The sequence below is a fragment of the Bacillus sp. L75 genome (assembly GCF_003676355.1).
In the GTDB taxonomy this organism is placed as follows: Bacteria; Bacillota; Bacilli; order Bacillales; family Bacillaceae; genus Bacillus; species Bacillus velezensis.
Map to the genome: position 1 here is coordinate 314,531 of NZ_ML064903.1, position 13,019 is coordinate 327,549.

At 46.0% G+C, this 13,019-nt stretch carries 12 protein-coding genes; 10 read left to right on the plus strand and 2 right to left on the minus strand.

Annotation, left to right across the window (positions count from 1 at the left end):
- The first annotated feature begins 162 nt into the window (after positions 1-162).
- The 10 genes from glyQ to D5S11_RS07815 all read left to right on the plus strand — a co-directional run bounded on the left by glyQ (position 163) and on the right by D5S11_RS07815 (position 11,225).
- The gene (gene glyQ / locus D5S11_RS07770; protein WP_003152984.1) at positions 163-1,050 is read left to right on the plus strand and encodes a glycine--tRNA ligase subunit alpha; all 888 of its coding nucleotides are present in this window, start codon (positions 163-165) and stop codon (positions 1,048-1,050) included.
- Positions 1,043-3,082, plus strand: coding sequence for a glycine--tRNA ligase subunit beta (gene glyS, locus D5S11_RS07775; protein ID WP_108724814.1), 2,040 nt, complete (start codon positions 1,043-1,045; stop codon positions 3,080-3,082). The genes glyQ and glyS overlap by 8 nt, the downstream gene beginning before the upstream one ends.
- Positions 3,083-3,182: 100 nt before the next feature.
- On the plus strand, positions 3,183-3,821 hold the full coding sequence (gene ccpN / locus D5S11_RS07780) for a transcriptional regulator CcpN (protein WP_003152989.1): 639 nt from the start codon (positions 3,183-3,185) through the stop codon (positions 3,819-3,821).
- Positions 3,822-3,846: 25 nt separating this feature from the next.
- Positions 3,847-4,659, plus strand: coding sequence for a pyruvate, water dikinase regulatory protein (locus D5S11_RS07785; protein WP_003152991.1), 813 nt, complete (start codon positions 3,847-3,849; stop codon positions 4,657-4,659).
- A 255-nt stretch (positions 4,660-4,914) separates the two neighbouring features.
- On the plus strand, positions 4,915-5,421 hold the full coding sequence (locus D5S11_RS07790) for a YaiI/YqxD family protein (RefSeq protein WP_108724815.1): 507 nt from the start codon (positions 4,915-4,917) through the stop codon (positions 5,419-5,421).
- A gap of 21 nt (positions 5,422-5,442) precedes the next feature.
- Positions 5,443-7,254 carry a DNA primase gene (gene dnaG, locus D5S11_RS07795; RefSeq protein ID WP_007408290.1) on the plus strand — a complete coding sequence of 604 codons (1,812 nt, stop codon included), beginning with the start codon at positions 5,443-5,445 and terminating at the stop codon, positions 7,252-7,254.
- Between the two features lie 192 nt (positions 7,255-7,446).
- Positions 7,447-8,568 carry an RNA polymerase sigma factor RpoD gene (rpoD, locus tag D5S11_RS07800; RefSeq protein WP_003152998.1) on the plus strand — a complete coding sequence of 374 codons (1,122 nt, stop codon included), beginning with the start codon at positions 7,447-7,449 and terminating at the stop codon, positions 8,566-8,568.
- 350 nt (positions 8,569-8,918) lie between these two features.
- On the plus strand, positions 8,919-9,281 hold the full coding sequence (gene cccA, locus D5S11_RS07805; protein WP_003152999.1) for a cytochrome c550: 363 nt from the start codon (positions 8,919-8,921) through the stop codon (positions 9,279-9,281).
- A 125-nt stretch (positions 9,282-9,406) separates the two neighbouring features.
- Positions 9,407-10,111: a tRNA (adenine(22)-N(1))-methyltransferase gene (locus D5S11_RS07810; protein WP_032866478.1), complete on the plus strand. Its 705-nt coding sequence runs from the start codon at positions 9,407-9,409 to the stop codon at positions 10,109-10,111.
- Positions 10,104-11,225, plus strand: coding sequence for a Nif3-like dinuclear metal center hexameric protein (locus D5S11_RS07815; protein WP_007408292.1), 1,122 nt, complete (start codon positions 10,104-10,106; stop codon positions 11,223-11,225). Before D5S11_RS07810 ends, D5S11_RS07815 begins: the two co-directional genes overlap by 8 nt.
- A gap of 20 nt (positions 11,226-11,245) precedes the next feature.
- On the opposite strand, the gene D5S11_RS07820 is transcribed toward D5S11_RS07815, so the two are convergent.
- Complete coding sequence (locus D5S11_RS07820) at positions 11,246-12,190, minus strand: 4-hydroxy-3-methylbut-2-enyl diphosphate reductase (protein ID WP_007408293.1); 945 nt, start codon at positions 12,188-12,190, stop codon at positions 11,246-11,248.
- A 122-nt stretch (positions 12,191-12,312) separates the two neighbouring features.
- Positions 12,313-13,008, minus strand: a complete 696-nt coding sequence (gene vrrA, locus D5S11_RS07825; protein WP_007408294.1) for a VrrA/YqfQ family protein — start codon at positions 13,006-13,008, stop codon at positions 12,313-12,315.
- Positions 13,009-13,019 lie beyond the last annotated feature (11 nt).

A 13,019-nucleotide genomic window follows, 5' to 3' on the forward strand; every position in this document is an offset into this window, starting at 1 on the left:
GCAACCCTTTAAAAAGAGGCTGAGTGATTCACATCCTCAGCAACTAGGGTGGAACCGCGGGAGAACTCTCGTCCCTATGTTTGCGGCCGGCAAGCATAGAGACGGGAGTTTTTTGGTTGCCGCCGCACTTGTAAAAGAATGGAGAAAGTGGAGGTGCTTGAAATGAACATTCAAGATATGATTTTAACCTTGCAGAAGCACTGGTCGAATGAAGGCTGTGTGCTCATGCAGTCGTATGATGTGGAGAAAGGCGCAGGCACAATGAGCCCGTATACATTTTTACGAAGCATCGGGCCGGAACCGTGGAGAGTGGCTTACGTTGAGCCGTCCAGACGGCCTGCGGACGGACGGTACGGTGAAAACCCGAACAGGCTCTATCAGCATCATCAATTCCAAGTCATTATCAAGCCGTCGCCTGATAACATTCAAGAGCTTTACCTTGATTCATTGCGTGCGCTCGGCATTGACCCGCTTGAACATGATATCCGTTTCGTAGAAGACAACTGGGAAAACCCGTCTTTAGGCTGTGCAGGTCTCGGCTGGGAAGTATGGCTTGACGGGATGGAAATTACTCAGTTTACATACTTCCAGCAGGTGGGCGGAATTGAATGTAAACCGGTATCCGTTGAGATCACGTATGGTATTGAACGTCTCGCGTCATATATTCAGGATAAAGAAAACGTCTTTGATCTTGAATGGACGTCAGGATTTACTGTGAAAGATTTATTTATGATGGCTGAATATGAGCATTCCGTTTATACTTTTGAAACATCTGACGTGGATATGCTTTTCCATTTGTTCAGCACCTATGAAAAAGAAGCGATCAGACAAATGGATAACGGGCTCGTGCATCCGGCCTATGATTATGTGCTGAAATGCTCTCACACATTTAATCTGCTCGATGCAAAAGGCGCGATCTCGGTGACGGAGCGGACGGGTTATATCGGCCGTGTCCGCAACTTAGCGAGAAAAGTGGCAAAAACGTATTATGAAGAACGGGAAAAATTAGGGTTCCCAATGCTTAAAGAGGAGGGCTCTTCCCATGAGTAAACAAGACTTGCTTTTAGAGATCGGACTCGAGGAAATGCCGGCGCGGTTTTTACATGACAGCATGGTGCAGCTCGGTGAAAAGCTGACCGACTGGCTGGCTGAAAAAAATATCGCCCATGGCGAAGTGAAACTTTTTAATACGCCGAGACGTCTGGCAGTATATATAAAAGACGTAGCAGAAAAACAGGCTGATATTCAGGAAGAAGCAAAAGGCCCTGCGAAAAAAATCGCTCTGGATGCTGACGGAAACTGGACAAAAGCCGCTATCGGATTTTCAAAAGGCCAAGGCGCCGGAGTGGATGATCTGTATATAAAAGATGTAAACGGCACGGAATATGTCTTCGTTCAAAAATTCCAGGCGGGACAAGAGACGAAGACACTTTTACCGCAGCTGGAAAATTTGATTGCCGGAATGCATTTTCCGAAAAACATGCGCTGGGGCACGCAGGATCTGCGCTATATCCGTCCGATCAAATGGATTATCGCTCTCTTTGGGAAAGACGTCATTCCGTTTGAAATCACAAATGTCGAGACGGGCCGGAACACGCAGGGACACCGCTTTCTCGGCCAAGAAGTATCTGTTGATGCACCGTCATCATACGAAAAGCTGCTGAAAGAACAAAGCGTCATTGCTGACCCGAAAGAACGCAAACAAATGATCCAAAGCCAGCTGGACGCGCTTGCGGCCGAGAAGAAATGGAACATTCCGATCGATGAGGACCTGCTGAACGAAGTCAACCATCTGGTGGAATACCCGACGGCGCTTTACGGATCTTTTGAATCCGAGTTTCTTTCTATCCCTGAAGAAGTACTTGTAACAACAATGAAAGAGCATCAGCGCTACTTCCCGGTAAAAGATGAAAACGGGAATCTGCTGCCTCATTTTATTACGGTAAGAAACGGGAACAGCCATGCAATTGAAAATGTTGCCCGCGGAAACGAGAAAGTGCTGAGAGCAAGGCTTTCAGATGCTGCGTTCTTCTACAAAGAAGACCAAAAGCTGAACATTGATGAAAACGTGAAGAAACTGGAAAATATCGTTTTCCATGAAGAGCTCGGCTCCCTTGAAGATAAAGTAAGAAGAGCGGCCGCCATTGCGGGCAAACTTGCCGTCCGCCTGAAAGCGGATGAACAGACGCAAAACCTTGTGAAGCGCGCCGCAGAGATTTCTAAATTTGACCTGGTTACACATATGATCTATGAGTTCCCTGAGCTTCAGGGCGTAATGGGAGAAAAATATGCGCGCATGCTCGGTGAAGATGATGCCGTCGCTGCCGCTGTCAATGAGCACTATATGCCGAGAGCGGCCGGGGGAGAAGTGCCTTCAACCTTTACCGGCGCGGTCGTGGCGTTAGCTGATAAACTGGACACGATTGCTTCCTTCTTCAGCATTGACGTAATTCCGACAGGTTCTCAGGATCCGTACGGATTGCGCCGTCAGGCAAGCGGCATCGTTTCCATTCTGATCGACCGCAATTGGGGCATTTCGTTTAAAGAGCTGCTGTCATTGACAGAAACGGAAAAAGAAAATGAGCTCCTCGATTTCTTTACACAGCGTCTGAAATACGTCTTAAACGCTGAAGACATCCGTCATGACGTTATTGAAGCCGTTCTGGACAGCACAGAGCTTGAGCCGTATGCAGCCGTTCATAAGGCAAGAGTGCTTGAGAAGCACCTCGGCACACCCGGCTTTAAAGAAACGGCTGAATCACTCGGCCGGGTCATCTCCATCAGCAAAAAAGGCGAGAGCCGCGATGTCAAGCCGGATCTGTTTGAAAATGAACAGGAGAAAAAGCTGTATGACGCTTATCAAAAAACAAAAGACAGTGTCGCGGAAAGCTTTGCCTCCAAAAACTATGAACAGGCGCTTGCCGTGCTCAGCGGATTAAAGGAGCCGATTGAAGACTACTTTAATCACACGATGGTAAATGCGGACGATGAAGCATTAAAAACCAACCGTTTAGCGCAAATGACCGCTCTTGCAGATGTGATCAAGTCTTTTGCTAATATGAATCATCTTATTGTAAAATAAAGAAAAAGACGGTTGCTGTGTGATCGGCAATCGTCTTTTCCCCTTTTACATAAACATCACAGAATGAAAACATAGATAAAGAAACCCTTCCATAAAGGTGGTGAGTACGATCGAATTAAATAAACGGCAAGAACAAATTTTACAGATTGTAAAGGAAAACGGCCCGATTACCGGAGAGCATATCGCAGAACAGCTCAATTTAACGAGGGCCACGCTGCGGCCGGACTTGGCCATACTCACCATGTCAGGCTTCTTAGAGGCCCGTCCGCGGGTCGGTTATTTTTATACGGGGAAAACGGGAAATCAGCTGCTTGCGGATAAATTGAAAAAGCTGCAAGTGAAAGATTTTCAATCGATCCCTGTTGTCATCAATGAGAATGTCTCGGTATACGATGCCATCTGCACCATGTTTTTAGAAGATGTCGGCACGTTATTTGTCGTAGATCGTGATGCTGTCTTAGTCGGTGTGCTGTCACGCAAAGATTTGCTGCGGGCGAGCATCGGCCAGCAGGAACTTGCCTCAATACCGGTTCATATTATCATGACAAGAATGCCGAATATCGCCGTCTGCCGGCGTGACGATTATGTGATGGACATCGCCAAGTATTTAATTGAAAAACAGATCGATGCCCTGCCCGTTATTAAAGATACGGATAAAGGCTTTGAGGTCATCGGCCGGTTTACCAAAACGAATATGACTAAGATACTTGTCAGTTTATCAGAAAATGAAATCATATAAGCTTGAAAACTAACGGGGGGATAACATGGACAATCGCATCATTTATGTAGTATCAGACTCAGTCGGAGAAACCGCCGAACTCGTTGTAAAAGCCTCGCTCAGCCAGTTTAACGGCTCAGCCGATGATACGCATATCAGAAGAATACCTTATGTGGAAGATATCGGCACCATTAATGAAGTCGTGTCTCTCGCCAAAGCGGACGGCGGCATTATTTGTTTTACGCTCGTTGTTCCTGAAATGCGCAAATACCTGGTTGAACAAGCGGAAAAAGCGAATGTGCTGTATTACGATATTATCGGTCCGCTCATCGATAAAATGGAATCGGCTTACGGTCTGACCGCTAAATATGAACCGGGCCGCGTCCGCCAGCTTGATGAAGATTATTTCAAAAAGGTCGAGGCGATCGAGTTTGCCGTCAAATATGACGATGGCAGAGATCCAAGAGGCATTTTAAAAGCCGATATCATCCTGCTCGGAGTATCCAGAACGTCTAAAACCCCATTATCACAATATCTTGCCCATAAGCGTCTGAAAGTGGCCAATGTGCCGATCGTTCCTGAGGTCGATCCGCCGGAAGAACTGTTCAGCGTTGATCCGAAAAAATGCATCGGCTTAAAAATCAGCCCTGATAAACTGAACCATATACGAAAAGAACGGTTAAAATCTCTCGGCTTAAATGACAAAGCCATTTACGCCAATATCAACAGAATTAAAGAAGAGCTGGAGTATTTTGAGAAAATCGTGGACCGGATCGGCTGCCAAGTCGTTGACGTTTCGAATAAAGCGGTCGAGGAAACAGCGAACATCATTCATCATCTCAAAACAAAGGGCCGATAACTCAGGACGCTTTATCCTGGGTTTTTGGGTATGCAAATAGGGAATAAACAAAAAGGATGGCATCTTTGCGAAGTTTGTATTATAATAAAAAATTGTGATAAAATGTTTATTTTTAGGTTTAAGCTTCGTGTGATACGAATAAACTATTATGGGTAAGATGTCAAGAATAACTCCCGGAAATTTTTCGACAAAGCTCAAAATAGATCCGCAGTCATGGAGCATATGCGATTTCGCTTGTTTTTATGCAGGAGATTGATGGAGGGATGGAGAATTAGTCTTCTAAATGAAAAAGAAAAGACGATTTTTGTCGATGCAGACGCATGCCCCGTAAAAGAGGAAATAATGCTCATTGCATCGCAATACAGCGTTCGGGTTATTTTCGTCGCATCATTTGAACACTACCAGCTTTCCAGAAGCAAAGACGAGAACTGGGTATACGTTGATCCTCATAAAGAAGCGGCAGACTTATATATCGCAAACTATGTGAGATCGGGAGACGTCGTAGTCACGCAGGATATCGGTTTAGCCTCTCTTTTGCTGAACAGAAATATTGCCGTCTTATCGGAAAGGGGCCGTTCTTATACTGAAGACACGATTGACTTCGCTCTGATGAGCCGTCATATGTCAGGCAAAATGAGAAGAAGCGGCATTCATTCCAAAGGACCTAAAAAATTAAATAAAGAAGATCGGAATCGATTTGTTACCCTGCTTAAAAAAATCCTGTCGAATGATGAAGGGATTTCAAATCAAAACATCGAATAATGTACGACGGAGTGTTATAAGATGGGAAACCGCATACCAGATGAAGTAGTTAATCAGGTGCAGCAGTCAGCAGACATTGTTGAAGTCATAGGTGATTATGTCCAATTGAAAAAGCAAGGCCGCAACTACTTTGGGCTCTGTCCGTTTCACGGGGAAAACACGCCCTCGTTTTCCGTCTCCAGCGATAAGCAGATCTTTCATTGCTTCGGATGCGGTGCGGGCGGGAACGTTTTCTCTTTCTTACGGCAGATGGAAGGTTATTCATTTACGGAAGCTGTTTCTCACCTTGCGGATAAATATCAGATTGATTTCCCTGATGATATAACGATTCACTCTGCATCCAGGCCGGAATCTTCCGGAGAGCAGAAGATGGCGGAAGCCCACGAGCTTCTGAAGAAATTTTACCATCATTTGCTAATAAATACAAAGGAAGGCCAGGAAGCGTTAGATTACCTTTTATCAAGGGGTTTTACGAAAGAGCTCATAGATGAGTTTGAAATCGGCTACGCGCTGGATTCCTGGGATTTCATGACGAAATTCTTGAAAAAGCGCGGTTTTGAGGAAGAACTGATGGAAAAAGCGGGTCTGCTGATCAGAAGGGAAGACGGCAGCGGGTATTTTGACCGTTTCAGAAACAGAATTATGTTTCCCATTCATGATCACCACGGAGCCGTGGCGGCTTTTTCAGGAAGGGCGCTCGGAAGCCAGCAGCCGAAATATATGAACAGCCCGGAAACGCCGCTGTTTCATAAATCTAAGCTGCTGTATAACTTTCATAAGGCGCGCCTGCCGATCAGGAAAGAGGAGAGAGCCGTTCTGTTTGAAGGCTTCGCTGACGTCATATCCGCCGTCAGCTCAGGCGTAAAAGAAAGTATCGCCACAATGGGGACGTCGCTCACCGAAGAACATGTGAAAATCCTCAGGAGAAATGTTCAGGAGGTCATTCTCTGCTACGATTCGGATAAAGCCGGGTACGAAGCTACGCTGAAAGCGGCCGGCCTGCTCCAGAAAGCCGATTGTAAGGTAAGAGTAAGCATGCTGCCTGACGGGCTTGATCCTGATGATTATATCAGAACCCGGGGCGGAGAAAAATTCCGGACCGATATCATTGATGCAAGCGTTACGGTCATGGCTTTTAAAATGCAGTATTTCCGCAAAGGGAAAAACTTATCTGACGAAGGAGACCGGCTCGCTTACATGAAAGAAGTGCTGAAAGAAATCAGCGCTCTTTCCGGGTCGCTTGAGCAGGAAATGTATGTGAAGCAGCTCGCCTCAGAATTTTCTCTTTCGGTAGAATCTTTGACTGAACAGCTTTCCATCTACGCCAGACAAAACGCCCCCGGCGACAAAAACGCCGAACCGCAGACAAGACGGGCCCGGGTGACGACAAAAGCGAAACGGCGCCGTCTCCGTCCCGCCTATGAGAACGCGGAAAGACTTCTGCTCGCTCATATGCTGAGAGACCGAAACGTCATAAAGAAAGTGATTGAGCGTGTCGGCTTTGAATTTAACATTGACGGACATCGTGCGCTGGCAGCATACCTGTACGCTGTTTATGAAGAGGGCGCTGACATGACGCCGCAGCATCTTATGGCGAGAATGCAGGATGAGGAAATCAGCCAGCTGCTTTCAGATATAGGGATGCTCCAAGTAAACGAGGAGCTCTCAGAGGCCGAGTTATCCGATTACGTAAAAAAAGTGTTGGATCACCGAAAATGGTCAATGATAAAGGAAAAAGAAGCAGAAAGAGCGGATGCGGAGAGGCAGAAAGACTTCGTGAAAGCTGCGTCTCTGGCTCAAGAAATTGTTGCATTGAACCGATCATTAAAGTAACACCACAAAGAGGCTTGCGTTCTGATTGGCAATGATTCCTTGCGGAGGAGCAAATAGATCGCTTAACCTCATCATGAATTGTCATTTATTATCCGCAGCCCTGCATGCTGAAAAAGAGAGAAGGCTTCCGGGTCGGATAAGAAACATACCGCTTTTAGAATTCGTTGCAAGCTTTGGAAGGAGGGATCCATAATGGCTGATAAACAAACCCACGAAACAGAAACAGAACTTACATTAGACCAGGTAAAAGAGCAGCTTACTGAAACTGGAAAAAAACGTGGCGTTTTAACATATGAAGAAATTGCTGAACGCATGTCCAGCTTTGAAATTGAATCAGACCAAATGGATGAGTATTATGAATTTTTAGGAGAACAAGGTGTTGAATTAATTAGTGAAAATGAAGAAACGGAAGATCCTAATATTCAACAGCTTGCCAAAGCCGAAGAAGAATTTGACCTTAATGACCTCAGCGTACCGCCTGGCGTAAAGATCAATGATCCAGTCCGCATGTACCTTAAGGAAATCGGACGGGTAAATCTTCTTTCTGCTAAAGAAGAAATCACCTACGCTCAAAAAATTGAAGAGGGTGACGAGGAATCTAAACGCAGACTGGCTGAAGCAAACCTTCGTTTAGTTGTCAGCATTGCTAAACGGTATGTCGGCCGCGGCATGCTTTTCTTAGACTTGATCCAAGAAGGAAACATGGGTCTCATGAAAGCCGTCGAGAAGTTTGACTACCGTAAAGGATATAAATTCAGTACGTATGCGACTTGGTGGATCAGACAGGCGATTACACGCGCCATCGCTGACCAGGCGAGAACAATCCGTATCCCGGTTCACATGGTGGAAACCATCAACAAATTAATCCGGGTGCAGCGTCAGCTTCTTCAGGATCTTGGCAGAGAGCCGACACCGGAAGAGATTGCTGAAGACATGGATCTTACGCCTGAAAAAGTCCGTGAAATATTAAAAATTGCTCAAGAGCCTGTTTCTTTAGAAACGCCGATCGGTGAAGAGGACGACTCACATCTCGGTGATTTCATCGAAGACCAGGAAGCGACATCTCCGTCGGATCATGCGGCATATGAGCTTTTAAAAGAACAGCTGGAAGATGTGCTGGATACGTTGACAGATCGTGAAGAAAACGTGCTGCGTCTCCGTTTCGGTCTGGATGACGGACGCACAAGAACTTTGGAAGAAGTAGGCAAAGTGTTTGGAGTAACGAGAGAGCGTATTCGCCAAATTGAAGCAAAAGCGCTTCGCAAATTGAGACATCCGAGCAGAAGCAAACGTCTGAAGGATTTTCTCGAATAGAATGGAACGGGTCTTTTTGATCCGTTCTTTTTTATGTATAAGATATATGGATAATATACCTTTATTTTACTGGATAAGCATATGTTTTGCAAATGAGTTTGGAAAAAATGCGGCATGTCCTGAAAGGGGGAAAATGAGATAAGTTTATTTATATTCTTTATTGTAAGCGTATACAATTCATTATACAATAGAATAAAGATAATTTTGTGATAAACAAAACAGTTATTTTTGCTTTTTGTATAAATTGTGAAATCAATGAAATTGCTGAGCAAGACCATTTACTTTTTGTAAAAATAAGTTAGAATTAGAAGTGTTTACATAGGGGGAGAATGAAAAAGGGGGATGGAGATATGAAGTGGAATCCGCTGATTCCTTTTTTGCTCATTGCAGTGCTGGGAATAGGGCTGACTTTCTTTTTAGCTGTAAAAGGCAATGGAGATGCGCATCAGATCGCAAGCGGCGGTGAAAGCAAAAATGCCGAGAAGGAAACTGCAAACGCTTCACCTGAAGAGATTTATAAAGCGAACTGCATCACCTGTCACGGGGAAAACTATGAAGGTGTATCAGGGCCGAACTTAAAAGGCGTCGGCAAAAGAAAAGATGTCGCTGAGATTAAAACAAAAATTGAAAAAGGCGGCAACGGGATGCCCGCGGGCCTTGTGCCGGCCGAAAAGCTGGATGACATGGCAAAATGGGTTTCTGACATTAAATAAAGCTTTACCGGTCCCTATATAAAAGACATATGAAAAACTCTATCCGCCGCTTGGATTCCGGGCGGTTTTTTTATATGATAGTAAAGGAAAAAGAACCTGAGAAAAGTTGTGATATTGTGAATGAAATGAAGTTATCTAAAAGATTGCAGTCTGTGGCGGAATATATCCCTCCGGGTGCCCTGGTTGCTGATATCGGGTCGGACCACGCGTATCTTCCTTGCTATGCCGTTTTGAATCATTTGGCAAGCCGGGCAATCGCCGGTGAAATTACAGACGGACCGTTTCTATCCGCCAAACAGCAGGTGGAAAAACTGGACTTAAGCACTCTTATCTCCGTAAGGAAAGGTGACGGGCTGAGCGTCCTTGAAAAAGGAGAAGCCGGCGCCATTACAATCGCTGGCATGGGCGGAGCGCTGATCGCTCATATTTTGGAGTCCGGAAAAACGAAATTGACGGGGCGTGAACGGCTGATTCTGCAGCCGAATATTCATGCCGTTCATATAAGAGAGTGGCTGTATCAGGAAGGCTATGAACTGATTGATGAAGTGATTCTCGAAGAAGACGGAAAGTGTTATGAAATCCTCGTTGCGGAAACTGGCGACCGTGATGCGCCGTATCGGGACGTGCCGATGGCTGCCGGAATGCTTGCGGGTCCGTTTTTATTAAAAGAGAGGAATGAAGTGTTTCTTCGGAAATGGAGCCAGGAACTTAAGCATACTGAACAAATTTATGAACAGATCAGCCGCAGCGCAAAGCATGAAAGTCATGAAAAATTAGCTGAATTGAAAGAGCGGATTTCTCTGCTGAAGGAGGTAATCGGACATGCCTAAACATGTAAACGGACAGGAAATCATCCAGCTGTTTGAACAATTTTCACCGAAGGCTTTTGCGGTGGAAGGAGATAAAATCGGCCTGCAGATCGGTACATTGAATAAGCCGGTGAAAAATGTCATGGTGACACTGGATGTTCTGGAACAAACGGTAGATGAAGCCATTGAGAAAAAAGTTGACTTAATTATCGCCCACCATCCGCCGATTTTTCGGCCGCTTAAACAGATCACCACTGATCAGCCTGGCGGAAGACTGATTGAGAAATGTATAAAGCATGATATTGCCGTATATGCGGCTCATACGAATCTTGATGTGGCGGACGGCGGTGTGAATGATCTGCTTGCCGAAGCTCTCGGCCTGACAGACACAGAAGTGCTTGTCCCGACATATTCGGACCCGATGAAAAAGCTTGCCGTCTATGTTCCGAAAGACTATGAAGAAGCTGTAAGAACCGCACTTGGCAACGCCGGAGCGGGACATATCGGCAATTACAGCCATTGCGCGTTCTCCTCTGAGGGAATCGGCAGCTTTAAGCCGCTGGACGGGGCAGAACCGTTTATCGGACAGACGGGAGAACTGGAGCTCGTCCATGAAGTGAGACTTGAGACCGTTTTTCCGGCAAGTATGGAGAAAACCGTCGTAAAAGCGCTGAAAAAAAGCCATCCGTATGAAGAGGTGGCATATGATATTTATCCGGTGGAGCAGTCTCCGCTTGAAAAAGGACTCGGCCGCATCGGAAAACTTCAGCAAGACATGACGCTTGAAGAGTTTGCTCTGTTTGTGAAAGAAAAGTTTGACGTTAACGGAGTCCGGATGGTCGGAGAGCGAAACAGCAAGGTGAAAAAAGTCGCGGTTCTTGGCGGTGACGGAAATAAATATATTTATCAGGCAAAGCGGAAAGGTGCAGATGTTTACGTGACGGGCGATCTTTATTTCCATGTAGCGCATGATGCGATGATGATGGGATTAAACGTTGTGGATCCGGGGCATTATGCTGAAAAGATCATGAGAAAAGGCACGGCTGAGAAGCTTACGGCAATGGCAGGAGAGAAAAACTATGATGTGCGCATTTTCGCTTCCGAAACAGATACAAACCCATTTACCTTCTTATAAAAAAACTGAGGCCCCGGGCCTCAGTCTTTTATTTTTACTTTCGGAAGGATTTTTTTAAGCGGCACACTGTGTTCAAGCTGCCATGTCGATTCATCGTTGTGGTCAAACTGCTCTAAAAAGCGGATGACTTCCTTTGTAATCGGTGTCGGTGTTGATGCGCCTGCGGTAACGGCGACGGTATTGACGTCTTTCAGCCATTCGAGCTTCAGTTCACTGATGTCTCCGATTCGGTAGGCTTTTGTTCCGGCGATTTCTTCTGACACTTGCGCCAGTCTGTTGGAGTTATTGCTTTTCGGATCACCGACAACAATGGTTAAGTCCGCTTTTTTTGCCTGCTCTGATACAGCTTCTTGACGAACCTGTGTGGCCAGGCAGATTTCCTGATGGTATTCCACGTACGGGTACTTTTCTTTGACTGATTCCATAATATCGTGGACGTCCCACTGGGACATTGTCGTTTGGTTTGTAACGATTAATTTCTCAGCCTGAATATCGAGATTTCTCACGTCTTCCTCTGTTTCAACGAGATGAACGATTTCAGGAGCGACGCCGACAGCTCCTTCAGGCTCGGGGTGGCCTTTTTTACCGATGTATATGACGTGATAACCTTCAGCTTTTACTTTCCGGATTAAGTCATGTGTTTTCGTGACGTCCGGGCATGTGGCGTCAATCGTAACAAGCCCTTTTTCCTCAGCGGCTTTTCTTACTTCCGGAGATACCCCGTGAGCCGTGAAAATAACGGTTCCTTTTTCCACCTGCTTTAAAATCTCCAGACGGTTTGTGCCGTCAAGCGTGTAAATGCCGTCTTCCTCAAACGCATCTGTGACATGCTTATTATGAACAATCATTCCGAGTATATATATAGGTCTTGGCAGTGTTTTATCGAGTGACGCGTTTTTGGCTATGACCATGGCATCAACAACGCCGTAACAGTAGCCGCGCGGCGATATTTTGATAACGTCCAATGTAGATGTCCTCCTATCAAAAGTGAGTGTAGAGGCAATATAAAAAGCCGTAGTTAAACGGCTCAAATCTTGCATTCTTCTGATCTCATTATAGCTAATCTTTCGTGAGATATCAAAGAATGTTAAATATATAATTTCGGCTTTGATCTGCCCGATGTTCTTTTTGGACGCGGCTGTTCCGCTGAGTCTGCCTGTGCGGCGTCTTTTTCTTTTGAAGCGGATGCTTTTTCAGACGTCTTCTTTGATGTTTTGGATGAGGCGTCTGATTTGTTTTCATCTTCTGTTTCATCTGTTTTTTCAGCTTCATCCTTTTTGTCCTGTTCGTCTGTTTCTTTCGTCTCGTCAGATTCATTCTCGTCATCACTGCTGCTTAATTGGCTGTAAAGCTTCATCATGGCGGGCAGACTCCGTACTAAAGGACCGTACTGCTGGATCATCGGCGTAACCTGCTGCGCCACGCCGAGCACCTTCTGAACGTTGCCGAGCATGTTCGACAGGGATGCCGGACTTGCCAGGTTCTGTATTCCCTGCAGTCCTGCACCTGCTCCTCCGCTGGCCGCCGCCGGTGCCGACGCGGCAGCGCTTCCTCCTCCTGAACCGGGTAAAAAACGGGAAAGCATACCTTTTAAGCCCCCTCCGCCGCCCGTGCCTGCGTTTCTCAGGCCCGCTCCGGCAATCTGCTGCTGAGGGAAAAGCTGCCGGCCCTGCTGCATTAGCTGCCGTCCCGGCAATGACGGTCTTCCTCCCATCATCATACGCGGATTCATAAACGGCCGTCCCTGCTGCGCCATATTTCTCATCGGCTGCTGTGGAAACATACTTGTACCTC

Coding starts and splice junctions, on each gene's coding strand:
- glyQ (WP_003152984.1), top strand. CDS start 163: ATGAACATTCAAGATATGATTTTAACCTTGCAGAAGCACTGGTCGAAT.
- glyS (WP_108724814.1), top strand. CDS start 1,043: ATGAGTAAACAAGACTTGCTTTTAGAGATCGGACTCGAGGAAATGCCG.
- D5S11_RS07785 (WP_003152991.1), top strand. CDS start 3,847: ATGGACAATCGCATCATTTATGTAGTATCAGACTCAGTCGGAGAAACC.
- D5S11_RS07790 (WP_108724815.1), top strand. CDS start 4,915: ATGGAGGGATGGAGAATTAGTCTTCTAAATGAAAAAGAAAAGACGATT.
- dnaG (WP_007408290.1), top strand. CDS start 5,443: ATGGGAAACCGCATACCAGATGAAGTAGTTAATCAGGTGCAGCAGTCA.
- rpoD (WP_003152998.1), top strand. CDS start 7,447: ATGGCTGATAAACAAACCCACGAAACAGAAACAGAACTTACATTAGAC.
- cccA (WP_003152999.1), top strand. CDS start 8,919: ATGAAGTGGAATCCGCTGATTCCTTTTTTGCTCATTGCAGTGCTGGGA.
- D5S11_RS07810 (WP_032866478.1), top strand. CDS start 9,407: ATGAAGTTATCTAAAAGATTGCAGTCTGTGGCGGAATATATCCCTCCG.
- D5S11_RS07815 (WP_007408292.1), top strand. CDS start 10,104: ATGCCTAAACATGTAAACGGACAGGAAATCATCCAGCTGTTTGAACAA.
- vrrA (WP_007408294.1), bottom strand. CDS start 13,008: ATGTTTCCACAGCAGCCGATGAGAAATATGGCGCAGCAGGGACGGCCG.